The following is a 15,948-nucleotide window of genomic DNA, read 5'->3' as shown; positions in this document are numbered from 1 at the left end:
GACAGAAAAGGTTTCGGGGCTGTCATATTATTTAAATAATGACGTTTATAAATTATTCAACGAGTGATTATAACTGATGGGCGGTCGGGTTTTTGCGAAGGGTATTATCAGGCCAGCAAAGGAAACCTGCTGGCCAGTTGATTAATCAGCGGACTGATATTCATAAGGCGGGTGGTTTAGCAGAGCGATAAAGTTTTCTACCAGCCGTGGTTGAACGTCGGCCACGGTAATGCCTTCGACAAAATGGCTGACCTGCGTCATTTCCAGCCCCGCATAGCCGCACGGATTAATACGCAGGAAGGGGGAGAGATCCATATTGATGTTCAGCGCCAGGCCATGGAAAGAGCAGCCCTTGCGAATCCGTAGCCCCAGAGAGCAAATTTTTCGCCCGTCGACATAAACACCAGGCGCGTCCGCACGCGGATAAGCTTCAATGCCGATTTCTGCCAGCGTGTTGACCACGGTTTGTTCCAGCACGGTCACCAGTTCACGAACGCCTAGCTTGCGTCGTTTTAAATTCAGCAGCAGGTACATTACCTGTTGGCCTGGGCCATGAAATGTCACCTGGCCGCCGCGATCGCTTTGGACGACAGGGATATCACCCGGCATCAGCACGTGCTCGGCTTTACCTGCCTGACCCTGTGTGAAGACCTGCGGGTGTTCAACCAGCCAGATTTCGTCGGCCGTGGTTTCATCGCGGGTATCGGTAAAGTCGTGCATTGCCTGCGAGACGGGTTCATAAGGCTGCAGGCCGAGGGGGCGGATCAGGATAGTGTCTTGAGACAAAACTGTGTCTCCAGGAGAAAAAGGTGGTTGGAAGTATATCACAGTAAAAACCCGGCCTGAGCCGGGCTGAGCCAGGCTGTGGGATTACAGCACCATACGAACGATTTCGATGTTGCCTAATTCTTCGTACAGGGTTTCAACCTGCTCAATGTGCGTTGCATTGATGGTAATGGAAACGGAGTGGTAGTTTCCTTTGCTGCTTGGTTTAACCTGCGGCGTGTAGTCACCAGGGGCATGGCGCTGCACTACCTCAACGACCAGATCAACCAGCTCCGGTTTCGCCAGGCCCATTACTTTGTAAGTAAAAGAGGTTGGGAATTCGAGCAGTTCGTTCAGTTTGGTTTTCATGGTAGCTCCAGCGTTACGGCAATAAAAATGGTAACTCCCGCCAACGGGCGGGAGTTGCTTTGATGCTAAGTATATGGGGTCAACTTCGACACTTTCAAGCGTTCAATAATTAACCGAACCAGTGGTGGAACATCAGTTTGATGTAATCAATGATTCGGCTGAAGAAATTCCCTTCCGGCATCTCTTGCAGCACAACCAGCGGACGCTGCTCGATAGTTTTGCCGTCAAGCTGGAAGTTAATGGTGCCAACAACCTGATTTTTCTGCAGCGGCGCGTGCAGCTCGGAGGTGGTCAGCACGTAGCTGGCTTTCAGATCTTTCATGCGGCCACGAGGAATGGTCAGATAAACGTCTTTATCCACGCCCAGGGACGCGCGATCGTTATCACCAAACCAGGCTGGCTCTGAGGCGAACTCTTTCCCGGCCTTCAGCGGAGAAACGGTTTCAAAGAAGCGGAAGCCCCAGGTCAGCAGCTTTTTGCTCTCGGTTTCACGCCCTTTGTAGGTGTGGCCGCCGAGCACCGCAGAGATCAGGCGCATCTGTCCTTCGGTTGCGGAGGCAACGAGGTTATACCCTGCAGCATCCGTGTGGCCGGTTTTAATGCCGTCTACGTTGAGGCTGGTATCCCACAGCAGGCCGTTACGGTTGGTCTGGCGGATATTGTTGAAGGTGAACTCTTTCTCTTTGTAGATAGAGTATTCGTTCGGAACGTCACGGATCAGCGCCTGGCCGATCAGCGCCATATCACGCGCGGAGCTGTACTGACCCTCTGCATCCAGCCCATGCACGGTCTGGAAGTGGGTGTTTTTCAGGCCCAGGGCAGAAACGTAGCTGTTCATCAGGCTAACGAATGCATCCTGGCTGCCGGCGACGAAGTCGGCCATCGCCACACAGGCATCGTTACCGGACTGCAGGTTAATGCCGCGTACCAGCTTGTTAACCGGCACCTGCATACCCGGCTGCAGGAACATCAGGGAAGAGCCTTTAAACACCGGGTTGCCGGTCGCCCAGGCATCTTTCCCGATGGTGACCATCGCATTGTCATCGAACTTGCCGGCTTTCATCGCCTGACCGATAACGTAGCTGGTCATCATTTTGGTGAGACTTGCCGGATCGCGACGCGCGTCGGCGTTGGATTCGGCCAGCACTTTGCCTGAGTTGTAGTCAATCAGGATATACGCTTCTGCATCAATCTGCGGGACGCCCGGGATCATGGTTTTAATATTGAGGTCGTCAGCTTGAGCAGAGGCCATGGCCGCGAAGGCGAGAGCCGAGGTGAGCGCCAGGCGCTTAACAAAACGTGCAGAAAGAGCTGTATTCATGATGAAACTACGACGTCCGTGATGGAATTAAAAAAAGTGCCTTACTATAGCAAAAGCATTTTTGACTGGCATCTGACTTTGCACGTGAGTTTGTTAATGGTCTTTACACAAATTTACGGGCAAGAAACATGCCAGTCACAGCTTTACATAGACGGAGCGTTGGTCACAAAGGATTGCTGTTGCGCTTCCGACATCAGGCGCTGCTGCAGAGCTGTGGCTTCATTACGGCTGCTGAACGGGCCAAGCTGAACGCGATAAACCGCGCCGTTATGGGACACCGCGCCCGGAACGCCAAACTGCTGGCTCAGCTTCTGCTGCCACTGGCTGGCGCGTGCTCCATCGCTGACGGCGCCAACCTGAACAACATAACGCCCGCTGCTGGCAGGGGCGCTGGTTGCCGCCGCGCTACGTTGCACGTGGCCTTGCACAGAACCCGGTGCCGTGACTGGTGCGGCAACGGCGGGGGCAGGTTGTTCAACGATAGGTGCAGGTTGTGGGGCTACAGGCGGAGTGGCCGTCGTCGCTGCCGCAGCTGCCGTTGCGGCTGGCTGCTGGGCAGTCGGAGTTGTCGCAGCTGCTGTCGCTGTTGCAGCAGTGTCAGGTGTTTCTATCACCCCTGCCGCAAGCGGCGTTGGTGCACCCAGGAAACCGCTGCTTTGAACCGGTGCACCGGTAGCATCCGCGCTTTGCAGCGTGGAGTTACTGATAGCGCGTACGTCACCTTGTGGGGCTGCTGGCTGTGCAGGGGAGGACACGCTACCCATACCGCCGCTAAGGTCAGGACGGGCCGGCAGCGCATAGGTCTGTTTAGCGATTGTCGTACAGGCGGTGCCCGGGCCGGACATCGTACCGTCCTGCGCGACGATAATTGGGTCGATGCGAACTTTGGTGTTGTTCGAGGTATTCAGCCTGTCCGCAGCCGCGCGAGAAAGTGAGATAGCGCGGTCGTTGCCATAAGGGCCACGATCGTTGATGCGTACCACAATCATGCGGCCATTCGCGAGGTTGGTGATTCGCGCGTAGCTTGGGATTGGCAGCGTTGGGTGCGCGGCGGTGAGCGCATTGGCATCAAACGCTTCACCGGAGGCCGTCAGGTTGCTACCCGGCTCGGCGTCATAGATTGCCGCAAAGCCAGACTGGCTGAAGTTGGCCGGATTCTGAACAATTTTGTAGCTTTTGCCGTTGTTCTGGTAATCCTGATTGACCGACGGATTCAGCGGTTCGTAGCGTGGCTCTGCGCCGCTGATTTCGACGACTGGGCCGTTGCACACTACCGGCTGCTGCGGCTGATTAACCGGCTGCTGGCTATCATCATTTGACGAACATGCCGCCAGTAACGCTGCAGCGATGCAGACGCCAGCCCACCGTTTTTGCTTACCCATTGCGCACCTCATCCAGTTACACGCTTTTTGATAACATTTTTCTGTGTGTGTGTATCGACATGACGATACCGAACCCGGCCATCAGAACGATGAGCGCCGACCCCCCGTAACTGACGAGCGGTAACGGCACGCCGACCACCGGTAAGATACCACTAACCATGCCAATATTTACAAATACATAGACGAACAGAATGAGCATCAGTCCGCCGGCCATCACGCGCCCGAAGGTAGTTTGCGCCCGAGCGGCAATAAACAGGCCACGCATGATAAGCAGCAGATAAAGCGCCAGCAGCACCAGAATACCCACTAATCCTAGCTCTTCAGCCAGCACCGCGAAGATAAAGTCCGTGTGGCGTTCGGGCAGGAATTCAAGCTGAGACTGCGTGCCGTGCAGCCAGCCCTTGCCGCGAAGGCCACCGGAGCCGATAGCGATTTTGGACTGAATAATATGATAGCCCGCGCCCAGCGGATCGCTTTCCGGATCCAGCAGCATCATCACGCGAGCGCGCTGGTAGTCGTGCATCAGGAAGAACCACAGGATAGGCACGAAGGCCGCAACCAGCAGCACGGCAACCAGAATAAGCCGCCAGCTCATGCCGGAGAGGAACAGCACGAACAGACCCGAAGCGGCGACCAGAATAGAGGTGCCGAGGTCAGGCTGCGCGGCAACCAGCAGGGTAGGCATGAAGATCAGGATAAGCGCGATGCCGGTATTTTTCAGCGTGGGCGGGCAAACGTCGCGGTTAATAAAACGGGCGACCATCAGCGGGACGGCAATTTTAGCGATTTCCGAAGGCTGAAAACGGACAAAGCCTAAGTCCAGCCAGCGCTGTGCCCCTTTTGAAATAGCCCCGAAGGCGTCAACCGCAACCAGCAAAATAATACAGAAAATGTAGAGATAGGGCGCCCAGCCTTCATACACGCGGGGCGGGATCTGCGCCATAACGACCATGATAACCAGCCCCATCAGGATCTGGCCGACTTTACGCTCCATCATGCCCATATCCTGACCGCTGGCGCTCCACACCACCAGGGCGCTGAAGACCAACAGGGCGAGGATAGTCACCAGGAAAGTCGGGTCGAGGTGGATCTTATCCCAAATCGTCTTTTTATTAGGATTGTCAGTCATGCTTATTGATCCTCTGCGGCCGAGGTGGCCGGTGCTTCAGACGGCAGTACCGTGTTGTTATCCCCCAACATGACGTGGTCGAGGATCTGGCGCATGATAGTCCCGACGGCCGGACCTGCGCCGCCGTTCTCCAGAATCATGGTCACGGTGAACTGTGGGTTGTCGTACGGTGCGAACGCCGTCATCAGCTTGTGGTCGCGCAGACGCTCAGCAATTTTGTGTGCGTTATATGTTTCGTTGGCCTTCAGGCCGAAGACCTGCGCGGTACCGGATTTCGCCGCCACTTTGTAAGGCGCATTGGCGAAGTATTTGTGCGCGGTGCCGTTAGGCCGGTTGGCTACGCCATACATCCCGTCTTTAGCGATTTCCCAATAGCCTGAGTGAATGTCGCCCACGGGGGCTTCTGTCGGCTGCTGCCACGGAACCTGTTTGCCGTTTTCCGTGGTGCTCATCAGCAGATGCGGCACGCGAACGATACCGTCGTTAATCAGGATCATCATCGCCTTGCTCATCTGGATTGGCGTTGCTGTCCAGTAGCCCTGGCCGATGCCTACCGGAATGGTGTCACCCTGATACCACGGCTTTTTAAAGCGTTTCAGCTTCCACTCGCGCGTTGGCATGTTACCCGCACGTTCTTCGGAGAGGTCGATTCCCGTGAGGTGACCATAGCCGAATTTGCTCATCCATTCACCTATGCGGTCAATACCCATGTCGTAGGCGACCTGGTAGAAGAAGGTATCGGCGGATTCTTCCAGCGATTTGGTCACGTTCAGGCGGCCGTGGCCCCATTTTTTCCAGTCGCGGTAGCGTTTTTCCGAGCCTGGCAGCTGCCACCAGCCTGGGTCAAACAGCGAAGTGTTACGCGTAATGACGCCCGCGCTCAGCGCCGAAACCGCCATGTAAGGCTTCACGGTAGAGGCCGGAGGGTAAACGCCCTGGGTCGCACGGTTAATCAGCGGGGTATTCGGGTCGCTCAGCAGGCCGGAATAGTCCTTGCTTGAGATCCCATCCACAAACAGGTTCGGGTTGTAGCTTGGCATTGAAACCAGCGCCAGAATGCCGCCGGTGCGCGGGTCTGTGACCACTACCGCAGCACGGCTGCCCGCCAGCAGGGTTTCGATATACGTTTGAAGCTTGAGGTCCAGCGTCAGATAAATATCGTGCCCGGCCTGGGGCGGCACTTCTTTAAGCTGGCGGATAACGCGGCCACGGTTGTTAACTTCAACCTCTTCGTAGCCCGTCTGGCCGTGCAGGACATCTTCGTAATAACGTTCGATGCCGAGCTTGCCGATGTCGTGGGTCGAAGCGTAGTTGGCCAGCTTGCCTTCTTTATCCAGGCGCTCAACGTCTTTATCGTTGATTTTAGAGACGTAGCCGATGACGTGGGTCAGTGCGGAGCCATAAGGATAGTAGCGGCGCTTGTAGCCTTTAACTTCCACGCCGGGGAAGCGGTACTGGTTTACCGCAAAGCGGGCAACCTGAACTTCGGTCAGGTTGGTTTTTACCGCTATGGAGGTAAAACGGTGCGAGCGTGAACGCTCTTTTTTGAAGTTGGCGATGTCGTCATCGGTCAGGTCAACGACCGGGCGGAGCGCCTCCAGCGTGTCCTGAACGTTATCGACCTTCTCCGGCATCATCTCAATTTGGTAGATGGTGCGGTTCAGCGCCAGCGGCGTGCCGTTGCGATCGTAGATAATGCCGCGGCTTGGCGGAATAGGAACCAGCTTGATGCGGTTTTCATTGGACCGAGTCTGGTAGTCGTTGAAGCGGACGATCTGCAGATTATAAAGGTTGGCGATCAGCACGCCGGTAAGCAGCAAAATGCCGATAAAAGCGACCAGCGCCCGGCGCACAAAGAGCGCAGACTCAGCAGTGTAGTCGCGAAAAGAATTCTGTAATTTCATTCGCTGCTTAGTTTTACCCGCTCAGGTTTACTCACGATGGTAAGGGTGGTTGGTGGTAATGCTCCAGGCCCGATAGAGGCTTTCCGCTACCAGCACCCTGACCAGCGGATGAGGCATGGTTAGCGTGGAGAGCGACCAGCTTTGCTCGGCCGCGGCCTTGCAGGCTGGTGCTAAGCCTTCCGGGCCACCGATCAACAGGCTGACGTCGCGGCCATCCTGTTTCCAGCGTTCCAACTGCGTGGCAAGCTGCGGGGTGTCCCACGGTTGACCGGGGATATCCAGCGTCACTATCCGGTTACCTTTGCCCGCGGCGGCCAGCATCATTTCGCCCTCTTTTTCGAGGATGCGTTTGATATCGGCATTTTTGCCGCGTTTTCCAGCCGGAATTTCTACCAGCTCAAAAGGCATGTCTTTCGGGAATCGACGCAGGTACTCGGTAAAGCCGGTCTGCACCCAGTCAGGCATTTTGGTTCCAACGGCCACCAGTTGCAGCTTCACCCGTTAGCTCCAGAGTTTTTCCAGTTCGTACAGCTGGCGGCTCTCTTCCTGCATGACGTGAACGATAATTTCGCCCAGATCGACAACAACCCAGTCGGAAGCGTTAATGCCTTTCACGCCCATCGGCGACAGGCCAACTTCGCGGGAGGACTGTACAACGTGTTCAGCAATAGACATAACGTGGCGGTTAGACGTTCCGGTGCAGATGACCATGCAGTCGGTGATGCTGGATTTGCCTTTAACATCAATCGCGATGATGTCCTGGCCTTTGAGGTCGTCGATTTTATCGACGATGAAATCCTGAAGTGCTTTACCCTGCAAGTGTTCCCCCTGAGAGAATAAGAGTGTGTGGTTTGGCCCGTAAATAACCCTATACCCAACAGGGCAGGCGGCTTTGGCTGAAAAATTGGCCGGCCAGCGCGAATCGCGGGGTATCATCCCATTGCACGCCGGAGTTTGCATCGCCATTTTTGTAAAACTATTTCAGAAAAGCCGGATTTACGGGCAGGAAATTATGGCAGCGGAGCATAACAGCCTGAGGGGTGGTGTCAATGGCTGGCACTCCCGGTAAAACATAATAGCGTAAACCAGTACACTTCACTGTCGTTCTCCCCGGTAATTCAGACCAGCCCTGACGCTTAGCGATAAAGCCCGTGCTGGAGAATAAAAGCCAGTACGTCAGGCGGGAGCAGGTCGTCACAGGGCTGATTATTCTCAAGGCGATGGCGAATAGTGGTCGCTGAGATGTCGTAGAGTGGGGTTTGCGCGAGGAAGACTTTTCCTGCCGGCTGCTGATGTAATGTTTCGACCGAATCCGTTACGTTTTGTGCGAGCCACGCCTGCTGCTCGGGTGTTTCCATGGTTAACGGATAGCCTGGCCGCTGGGTGACCAGCAGATGGCAAAGCGTGAGCAGTGTTTCCCAACGGTGCCAGCGGTGCAGGCTGAGTAAAGAGTCCTGACCGATAATAAAGGCCAGCGGCTGCTTCGGCCCCAGTTCAGCCCGGAGCAGTTCCAGAGTTTCCACGGTCCAGGATGGCGTAGTGCGAGTCAGCTCTCGGTCATCAAGGATAAACAACGGATTACCGGCTATCGCCAGCTCAATCATCTCTTTGCGCTGCTCGCTGCTGGCTTTCGGCTGTGGACGATGAGGTGGCACATTATTCGGCATGATGGTGACGCTTTTCAGCTTCACCAGGCGTGCCAGGGCTTCAACCGATTTCAGGTGGCCGTAATGGATAGGATCAAAGGTCCCGCCGTACAGCGCCAGAAGAGAAGTGTCAGGCATCAATAAAGATTTCCGGTAAAGCTTTATGGCAGATCAACAAGGAAAGGCCTTCGAGATCGTCCCAGACAGACTGCCCGTAGTCTTTCTTCAGCGTCAGCTCGATGCGCGTCAGTAAACGAACGGCCTGGTAAAGCTGCTCGGCCGATACGCGGTTCAGCGCCTCGGTAACGAGCTGGCGGCGGTTTTGCCACACGCGTTGCTGATCGAACAACGTACGCAGCGGCGTCGTTGCAGACTGGCGTTTGAGATTGACCAGTTGCAGGAGTTCACGCTGTAACGTCCGCAGCAGAATGACCGGCTCGCTGGCCTCCAGCCGAAGCTGTTGCAATATATGCAGCGCTCGTTTGCTCTTACCGGCGAGCAGAGCATCTACCCAGTGAAAAGGCGTGAAGTGGGCGGCATCATTCACCGCCTGTTCGACGCGCGGCAGCGTGAGTTTGCCGTCTGTCCAGATAAGAGAAAGCCTTTCCAGCGCCTGAGAAAGTGCCAGCAGATTGCCCTCATAGCAGTAGCAGAGCAGCTGATTAGCCGCGTCGTCCAGCGTCAGGTTCATCTGTTTTGCGCGCTGGGACACCCAGCGGGGCAGGTTTGCCTGTTCAGGCGTCTGGCAGGTGACGAGCACGGAGCGGTTGGCCAGTTGGGTAAACCAGGCAGCATTCTCCTGCGCTTTCGTCAGCTTATTTCCACGAACCAGCAGCAGGATGTCGTCATGAAGCAGGCTCACCAGCGTTTCCAGCTGCGCGTTAATCGCCGCATTCGGGCCGTTTTCCGGCAGCAGCAGGAGCAGCGTCTGGCGGCTGGCGAAAAGGCTCAGGGCCTGGCAAATGGAAAATAACGCCTGCCAGTCTGTGGAGGCGTCAATCTGAACGGTGTGATGTTCTTCAAAGCCCTGTAGCTGCGCGCTTTTGCGGACAGCATCCTGGCTTTCCTGCAGTAAGAGAGGATCGTTACCTGACAGCAGATACGCCGCGCGCAGCCCTTCATTGAGCTGCGCGTGGAGTTGTTCCGGATACACTCGGATCATTTGCTAACAGGGGTTGCCGGCAGAGTGGTGGATACCCGGCCAGCAGGAGCCGGAGCGACCGATTTTTGTGCACTAACCGGTTTTTCCTCATCCTTTGTTGCTTCAAGGTCTGCGGCGTGAACGGCCAGCAGTTTGCGGATCAGCTGTTGGGCAACGTTGGTGTACATCTCTTTGATAATCAAATCCTGCTCGGCGTCTTTCGCCAGCGCAGTCAGCGGGTTATCAAAGAACGAACGGTAGGTCTTCGCGCTGATCGGATAAATGTCATGACCCGGGATCAGAACCTGGGCATTCACCACCATCACCATCTGGTATTCCGCGGTCTGACCGTTCTGGAACACCGAAGCGGTATCCTGGCTGAGGCCTAAAGCACCCACGCGCAGGGACGGAATATCCTTGCGGACGCCAGTGCCGGTATCGTCCACAATCGTGACGCCGTTTAAGCGTAGTTGCTTACGGATTTCACGCGTTAACGGGCCGTTAGGATCGCCAGAGTTGAGGATCAGCGTCTTCATCTCTGAGGGAACCTGCGTGTTGCCACGCAGGTGAAAACCACATCCGGCGGTGACCAGCACCGCCAGGGTTACTAACAGGGTGACAAAGGGATGTCGCACGCTTCCTCCTGCGCTTAGCCCACAACCAGGTTGAGCAGTTTACCCGGGACGTAAATCACTTTACGCACGGTTACACCCTCAAGATATTTCGCGACCAGGTGTTCCTGACCGGCGCGCTCGCGCACCTGTGCTTCGGTGGCATCAGCAGGCACGGTCACTTTACCGCGCACTTTGCCGTTAACCTGAACCACGACCAGACGAGAGTCTTCAACCATTGCCTGCTCGTCAGCCTGTGGCCACGGCGCGTTGTCCACATCGCCTTCACCGCCCAGCGACTGCCACATGTCGAAGCAAACGTGCGGGGTGAACGGATACAGCATGCGCACAACGGCCAGCAGCGCTTCGTTCAGCAGAGCACGATCCTGCTCGCCGTCCTGCGGTGCTTTTGCCAGCTTGTTCATCAGCTCCATGATGGCTGCGATGGCGGTGTTAAAGGTCTGGCGGCGGCCGATATCGTCGGTCACTTTGGCAATTGTTTTATGCACGTCGCGGCGCAGTGCTTTCTGATCTTCGCTCAGGGCGGCGATGTCCAGCGCAGGCGCGGCGCCACGGTTCGTGTGTTCGTAGACCAGTTTCCAGACGCGTTTCAGGAAGCGGTTTGCGCCTTCTACGCCGGACTCTTGCCACTCAAGCGTCATATCCGCCGGTGAAGCAAACATCATAAACAGACGAACGGTATCCGCGCCGTAGCGTTCAACCATCACCTGCGGGTCGATGCCGTTGTTTTTCGACTTCGACATTTTGCTCATGCCAGCATAGACCAGTTCACGGCCTTCTGCGTCACGTGCTTTTATGATGCGGCCTTTCTCGTCGCGCTCAACGATGGCGTCTACCGGGGAAACCCAGTTACGCTCGCCGTTAACGCCGGTGTAGTAGAAGGCATCCGCCAGCACCATACCCTGGCACAGCAGCTGTTTAGCCGGTTCGTTAGAGGTCACCATGCCCGCGTCGCGCATCAGCTTGTGGAAGAAGCGGAAGTAGAGCAGGTGCATGATGGCGTGTTCGATACCGCCGATGTAGATATCGACCGGCAGCCAGTAGTTGGCCGCTTTGGAGTCCAGCATGCCTTTATCGTACTGTGGGCAGGTATAGCGCGCGTAGTACCAGGAAGACTCCATAAAGGTGTCGAAGGTATCGGTTTCGCGCAGCGCAGGCATGCCGTTGACGGTGGTTTTGGCCCACTCAGGATCGGCTTTAATTGGGCTGGTGATACCGTCCATAACCACGTCTTCCGGCAGAATAACCGGCAGCTGGTCTTCAGGCGTTGGCATCACGGTGCCGTCTTCCAGGGTCACCATCGGGATTGGTGCGCCCCAGTACCGCTGACGGGAAACGCCCCAGTCGCGCAGGCGGAAGTTCACTTTACGTTCGCCTACGCCTTTGGCTGCCAGCTTATCGGCAATCGCGTTAAACGCCTGCTGGAAGTCCAGACCGTCGAATTCGCCGGAGTTAAACAGTGCGCCTTTCTCGGTCATTGCGGAGGCAGAAAGATCCGGCTCGCTGCCGTCGGCATTCAGAATAACCGGCTTGATTGACAGGCTGTATTTAGTGGCGAATTCCCAGTCGCGCTGATCGTGACCCGGAACGGCCATCACTGCGCCGGTGCCGTATTCCATCAGCACGAAGTTGGCCACCCAGACCGGAACGCTTTCACCGGTCAGCGGATGAATGGCGTTGATGCCGGTAGCGACGCCTTTCTTCTCCATGGTCGCCATGTCGGCTTCGGCCACTTTGGTGTTACGGCACTCTTCAATAAATTCGGCAAGCGCTGGGTTATTTACCGCAGCCTGCTGAGCCAGAGGGTGACCGGCGGCAACGGCCAGATAGGTCACACCCATGAAGGTATCAGGACGCGTGGTGTAAACGGTCAGCTTCTCGGCGCTATTTTCAACGTCGAAAGTGATTTCCACGCCTTCGGAGCGGCCAATCCAGTTGCGCTGCATGGTTTTGACCTGATCTGGCCAGTGGTCCAGCGTATCCAGGTCGTTCAGCAATTCGTCGGCGTAGGCGGTGATTTTAATGAACCACTGCGGGATCTCTTTACGCTCAACCTTGGTGTCACAGCGCCAGCAGCAGCCGTCGATAACCTGCTCGTTCGCCAGCACGGTCTGGTCGTTCGGGCACCAGTTAACCGCGGAGGTTTTTTTATAAACCAGGCCTTTGTTGTACAGCTGAGTGAAGAACTGCTGTTCCCAGCGGTAGTACTCAGGCGTACAGGTGGCCAGTTCACGGCTCCAGTCATAGCCAAAGCCCAGCGTTTTCAGCTGGTTCTTCATGTAATTAATGTTGTCGTAGGTCCACGGGGCTGGCGCAGTATTGTTTTTTACCGCAGCACCTTCAGCCGGCAGGCCGAACGCATCCCAGCCAATCGGCTGCAGGACGTTTTTACCCAGCATGCGCTGGTAGCGCGCGATAACGTCGCCGATGGTGTAGTTACGGACGTGGCCCATATGTAGTCGGCCGGAAGGATAGGGCAGCATTGAGAGGCAGTAGTATTTCTCTTTGCCTTCGTCTTCGGTCACTTCAAAAGTACGGTTCTCTTGCCAGTGTTGCTGGACGTTGGATTCTATCTCTTCCGGGCGGTATTGCTCTTGCATGGCAGCCAGTAGTCCTGTTAATGAAAGACGGCTACGAAAAGTAGCCTTTAATGAATTCGAGTTCAGATCGCCATAGCATAGCCGATTAGACAGCGGCAAAACAGCCTTTCAACGCCCTCAGTGACCATTTCGCCGTTACGGGATGCTTGCAGTTTTTTACCCAGGGTGTGGCTAAACTAACAAAGCGTTGCCGGATTAAGGTCTACTATTAGAGTCAGTTACCACACCGCGAATGCAGGAATCCTTCAAGGAGGCAGGCTAACGATGAACAAGGTTGCTCAATTTTACCGGGAACTGATTGAATCGCTGAGCGAACGGTTGCGCAAGGGCGAGCGTGATATCGACGCGCTGGTTGCAAGCGCTCGCAAGCAGATGAATGACACCGGCGAACTGACCCGAACGGAAATAGAAGAGGTGACGCGAGCGGTACGGCGCGACCTCGAAGAGTTCGCGCGTAGCTACGGTGAAAGCCAGGAGGAATTTACCGACAGCGTCTTTATGCGGGTGATTAAAGAGAGCCTGTGGCAGGAGCTTGCAGACATTACCGATAAAACCCAGCTGGAGTGGCGGGAAGTATTTAAAGACCTTAGCCACCACGGCGTGTATCACAGCGGTGAAGTGGTAGGGCTTGGAAACCTGGTGTGTGAAAACTGCCATCATCACATCGCGATTTATACCCCGGACGTGCTGCCAGTTTGCCCAAAATGTGGGCACAACCAGTTTCACCGTCGCCCGTTTGAACCTTAAAAAAAAGCCTTCCCGTTTGGGAAGGCCTTTTACCTGGATTAGGCAATTTGCTTAGTGCAGGATCTTCGCCAGGAAGTCTTTGGCGCGCTCTGACTGCGGATTATTGAAGAAATCGTCTTTGTTCGAATCTTCGACAATTTTCCCCTCATCCATGAAGATAACGCGGTTAGCCACTTTGCGGGCAAAGCCCATTTCGTGGGTCACAACCATCATCGTCATGCCTTCGTTTGCCAGCTCAACCATCACGTCCAGCACTTCGTTGATCATTTCCGGATCGAGCGCGGAGGTGGGTTCGTCGAACAGCATTGCAATAGGATCCATGCACAGGGCACGAGCAATGGCGACGCGCTGCTGCTGGCCGCCGGAGAGCTGGGCCGGATATTTATCGGCATGTGCGGAAAGCCCTACACGCTCCAGCAGCTTTAACCCTTTGGCGCGAGACGCGGCTTTATCACGCTTCAGCACTTTGACCTGGGCAAGCGTCAGATTTTCGATAATCGACAGGTGCGGGAACAGCTCGAAGTGTTGGAACACCATGCCGACGTGCGAACGCAGCTGCGCCAGATTGGTTTTCTTGTCGTTAACCTGAGTACCGTTAACCAGAATCTCGCCTTTTTGCACCGGCTCCAGGCCGTTGACGGTTTTGATAAGCGTGGATTTGCCGGAGCCGGAAGGCCCGCAAACCACCACCACTTCGCCTTTTTTCACTTCGGTGGAGCACTCGGTCAGCACCTGAAAGTGACCATACCATTTAGAAACATTTTTCAGGGTAATCATTACACAGTCCTTTTCTTCAAGTAGCTGACCAACAGCGATGCACTGAGGCTAATCACAAAATAGACCAGGCCGGCAAACAGGATCATTTCGACCTGAGTTCCGTCACGCTCGCCGATAGTGGAGGCGGTACGGAAGAAGTCGGCCAGGCTTAAAACGTACACCAGAGAGGTGTCCTGGAACAGCACGATCCCCTGGGTTAACAGCAGCGGCACCATGGCGCGGAAAGCCTGCGGCAGGATGATGAGCTTCATCGACTGCCAGTGGGTCATGCCCAACGCCAGCGCGGCGTTTGACTGCCCTCTGGAAATACTCTGAATGCCGGCACGGATGATTTCCGAGTAGTAGGCGGCTTCAAACATTGAGAAGGCAACCATCGCGGAAATCAGGCGAATATCGGTCTTTGGCGACAGGCCGAGCACCGATTGCAGGAAGCCCGGGACCACCAGATAGAACCAGAGCAGCACCATTACCAGCGGCACGGAGCGGAAAACGTTCACGTAGACGGTAGCGAACCATGCGATCGGCTTGAAGCTCGACAGGCGCATGACCGCCAGCAGCGTGCCCCAGACAATACCAATCACCACCGCCGTAACGGTGATTTTGAGGGTAATGACCAGGCCCTGCATCAGGAAAGGCAGGGCAGGCAGAATAGAACTCCAGTCAAAATCGTGCATTATTTGCCCCCCATATTGCCAGGCAGGCGAATTTTACGTTCGACCACATACATCACGCCCATGATGACGGCGTTGATCAGTACATAGGCAAGGGTAATCGCCGTAAAGGATTCATAGGCGTGTGCCGAGTAATCCAGCAGTTTGCCCGCCTGTGCCGCCATGTCTACCAGGCCAATGGTTGAAGCGATGGCCGAGTTTTTCACCAGGTTCATCATTTCGGAAGTCATTGGCGGGACGATGACGCGGTAGGCGTTAGGCAGCAGCACGTAGCGGTAGGCCTGTGGCAGGGTTAATCCCATCGCCAGCGCGGCGTTCTTTTGCCCGCGAGGCAAAGATTGGATAGCTGCACGAACCTGTTCGCAAACGCGAGCGGCGGTAAACAGCCCCAGGCAAATCATTGACGAGAGGAAGAACTGAATATTGGGGTCCAGCTCGGACTTAAACCACATGCCGAGGTTTTCCGGCAGCAGTTCAGGCACGACCAGATACCAGGTGAAGAATTGCACTATCAGGGGAACGTTGCGAAAGAGTTCAACGTATAGCGTACCGAGCCCGGACAGGAATTTGTTAGGGACCGTACGCAAAATACCAAACAGAGACCCTACCAGAAAAGCAATGATCCATGCGGTAATTGACAGGGCGACGGTGACCTGGAAGCCATTCCAAATCCAGCCCAGATAGGTTGTGTTGCCGAACGGGGCGGGCTGTAAAAAGATTCCCCAGTTCCAGTCTATAGACATAACTTACTCCGAGAGAAAAAAAAGAGGGTAGCTCAGGCTACCCTCGAAGATTGATGAGAAGCCGGCGCCTTTAAGCAGATCTTTGCCTGCGTTTTTGGGCACCTTCACGCTGGTGGGGGAA

At 55.5% G+C, this 15,948-nt stretch carries 16 protein-coding genes; 1 reads left to right on the top strand and 15 read right to left on the bottom strand.

From position 1 onward, the window contains the following. Positions 1–141: 141 nt before the first annotated feature. The 12 genes from lipB to leuS all read right to left on the bottom strand — a co-directional run bounded on the left by lipB (position 142) and on the right by leuS (position 12,889). A complete protein-coding gene (lipB, locus tag JT31_RS06370) occupies positions 142–786 on the bottom strand; it encodes a lipoyl(octanoyl) transferase LipB (protein WP_038474735.1) in 645 nt (214 codons plus the stop codon). Positions 787–870: 84 nt separating this feature from the next. Then, positions 871–1,134 (bottom strand): DUF493 family protein YbeD, encoded by a 264-nt coding sequence (ybeD, locus tag JT31_RS06365; RefSeq protein WP_008456041.1) that lies wholly within the window; start codon positions 1,132–1,134, stop codon positions 871–873. A gap of 109 nt (positions 1,135–1,243) precedes the next feature. Further along, entirely contained in the window at positions 1,244–2,455 is a 1,212-nt protein-coding gene (dacA, locus tag JT31_RS06360) for a D-alanyl-D-alanine carboxypeptidase DacA (protein ID WP_038474732.1), read from the bottom strand. A 143-nt stretch (positions 2,456–2,598) separates the two neighbouring features. Further along, entirely contained in the window at positions 2,599–3,837 is a 1,239-nt protein-coding gene (gene rlpA, locus JT31_RS06355) for an endolytic peptidoglycan transglycosylase RlpA (protein WP_038474729.1), read from the bottom strand. A 16-nt stretch (positions 3,838–3,853) separates the two neighbouring features. Further along, a complete protein-coding gene (gene mrdB / locus JT31_RS06350) occupies positions 3,854–4,966 on the bottom strand; it encodes a peptidoglycan glycosyltransferase MrdB (protein ID WP_038474726.1) in 1,113 nt (370 codons plus the stop codon). 2 nt (positions 4,967–4,968) lie between these two features. Further along, complete coding sequence (gene mrdA / locus JT31_RS06345) at positions 4,969–6,870, bottom strand: peptidoglycan DD-transpeptidase MrdA (RefSeq protein ID WP_038474723.1); 1,902 nt, start codon at positions 6,868–6,870, stop codon at positions 4,969–4,971. A 27-nt stretch (positions 6,871–6,897) separates the two neighbouring features. Beyond that, positions 6,898–7,368, bottom strand: a complete 471-nt coding sequence (rlmH, locus tag JT31_RS06340; protein WP_008456055.1) for a 23S rRNA (pseudouridine(1915)-N(3))-methyltransferase RlmH — start codon at positions 7,366–7,368, stop codon at positions 6,898–6,900. Positions 7,369–7,371: 3 nt separating this feature from the next. After that, positions 7,372–7,689, bottom strand: a complete 318-nt coding sequence (gene rsfS / locus JT31_RS06335; RefSeq protein ID WP_038474720.1) for a ribosome silencing factor — start codon at positions 7,687–7,689, stop codon at positions 7,372–7,374. A 317-nt stretch (positions 7,690–8,006) separates the two neighbouring features. Beyond that, a complete protein-coding gene (nadD, locus tag JT31_RS06330; protein WP_038474717.1) occupies positions 8,007–8,654 on the bottom strand; it encodes a nicotinate-nucleotide adenylyltransferase in 648 nt (215 codons plus the stop codon). After that, on the bottom strand, positions 8,647–9,678 hold the full coding sequence (gene holA, locus JT31_RS06325; protein WP_038474714.1) for a DNA polymerase III subunit delta: 1,032 nt from the start codon (positions 9,676–9,678) through the stop codon (positions 8,647–8,649). Before holA ends, nadD begins: the two co-directional genes overlap by 8 nt. Next, the gene (lptE, locus tag JT31_RS06320) at positions 9,675–10,292 is read right to left on the bottom strand and encodes an LPS assembly lipoprotein LptE (RefSeq protein WP_038474711.1); all 618 of its coding nucleotides are present in this window, start codon (positions 10,290–10,292) and stop codon (positions 9,675–9,677) included. The genes holA and lptE overlap by 4 nt, the downstream gene beginning before the upstream one ends. A gap of 14 nt (positions 10,293–10,306) precedes the next feature. Then, positions 10,307–12,889, bottom strand: coding sequence for a leucine--tRNA ligase (leuS, locus tag JT31_RS06315; RefSeq protein WP_038474708.1), 2,583 nt, complete (start codon positions 12,887–12,889; stop codon positions 10,307–10,309). Positions 12,890–13,153: 264 nt separating this feature from the next. Here leuS and JT31_RS06310 point away from each other — a divergent pair, with 264 nt between their 5' ends. Further along, positions 13,154–13,636, top strand: coding sequence for a zinc ribbon-containing protein (locus JT31_RS06310; RefSeq protein ID WP_038474705.1), 483 nt, complete (start codon positions 13,154–13,156; stop codon positions 13,634–13,636). Positions 13,637–13,687: 51 nt separating this feature from the next. Here the strand turns inward: JT31_RS06310 and JT31_RS06305 are convergent, their stop codons facing one another. From JT31_RS06305 to JT31_RS06295, 3 genes are read right to left on the bottom strand one after another with little or no spacing between them, the layout of a single operon-like run. Continuing rightward, on the bottom strand, positions 13,688–14,413 hold the full coding sequence (locus tag JT31_RS06305) for an amino acid ABC transporter ATP-binding protein (protein WP_038474702.1): 726 nt from the start codon (positions 14,411–14,413) through the stop codon (positions 13,688–13,690). Next, complete coding sequence (gene gltK / locus JT31_RS06300; RefSeq protein WP_038474700.1) at positions 14,413–15,087, bottom strand: glutamate/aspartate ABC transporter permease GltK; 675 nt, start codon at positions 15,085–15,087, stop codon at positions 14,413–14,415. The genes JT31_RS06305 and gltK overlap by 1 nt, the downstream gene beginning before the upstream one ends. Further along, on the bottom strand, positions 15,087–15,827 hold the full coding sequence (locus tag JT31_RS06295; protein WP_038474698.1) for an amino acid ABC transporter permease: 741 nt from the start codon (positions 15,825–15,827) through the stop codon (positions 15,087–15,089). The genes gltK and JT31_RS06295 overlap by 1 nt, the downstream gene beginning before the upstream one ends. Positions 15,828–15,948 lie beyond the last annotated feature (121 nt).

This window comes from Cedecea neteri, assembly GCF_000757825.1.
In the GTDB taxonomy this organism is placed as follows: domain Bacteria; phylum Pseudomonadota; class Gammaproteobacteria; order Enterobacterales; family Enterobacteriaceae; genus Cedecea; species Cedecea selenatireducens.
The sequence above is the reverse complement of the archived record's forward strand: the minus strand, read 5'-3'. Positions and strand labels throughout refer to the sequence as shown.

Excerpts from the sequence above, each read along its gene's own strand:
- ybeD (WP_008456041.1), bottom strand. The coding sequence starts at position 1,134 with ATGAAAACCAAACTGAACGAACTGCTCGAATTCCCAACCTCTTTTACT.
- dacA (WP_038474732.1), bottom strand. The coding sequence starts at position 2,455 with ATGAATACAGCTCTTTCTGCACGTTTTGTTAAGCGCCTGGCGCTCACC.
- rlpA (WP_038474729.1), bottom strand. The coding sequence starts at position 3,837 with ATGGGTAAGCAAAAACGGTGGGCTGGCGTCTGCATCGCTGCAGCGTTA.
- mrdB (WP_038474726.1), bottom strand. The coding sequence starts at position 4,966 with ATGACTGACAATCCTAATAAAAAGACGATTTGGGATAAGATCCACCTC.
- mrdA (WP_038474723.1), bottom strand. The coding sequence starts at position 6,870 with ATGAAATTACAGAATTCTTTTCGCGACTACACTGCTGAGTCTGCGCTC.
- nadD (WP_038474717.1), bottom strand. The coding sequence starts at position 8,654 with ATGCCTGACACTTCTCTTCTGGCGCTGTACGGCGGGACCTTTGATCCT.
- holA (WP_038474714.1), bottom strand. The coding sequence starts at position 9,678 with ATGATCCGAGTGTATCCGGAACAACTCCACGCGCAGCTCAATGAAGGG.
- leuS (WP_038474708.1), bottom strand. The coding sequence starts at position 12,889 with ATGCAAGAGCAATACCGCCCGGAAGAGATAGAATCCAACGTCCAGCAA.
- JT31_RS06310 (WP_038474705.1), top strand. The coding sequence starts at position 13,154 with ATGAACAAGGTTGCTCAATTTTACCGGGAACTGATTGAATCGCTGAGC.
- JT31_RS06305 (WP_038474702.1), bottom strand. The coding sequence starts at position 14,413 with ATGATTACCCTGAAAAATGTTTCTAAATGGTATGGTCACTTTCAGGTG.
- gltK (WP_038474700.1), bottom strand. The coding sequence starts at position 15,087 with ATGCACGATTTTGACTGGAGTTCTATTCTGCCTGCCCTGCCTTTCCTG.
- JT31_RS06295 (WP_038474698.1), bottom strand. The coding sequence starts at position 15,827 with ATGTCTATAGACTGGAACTGGGGAATCTTTTTACAGCCCGCCCCGTTC.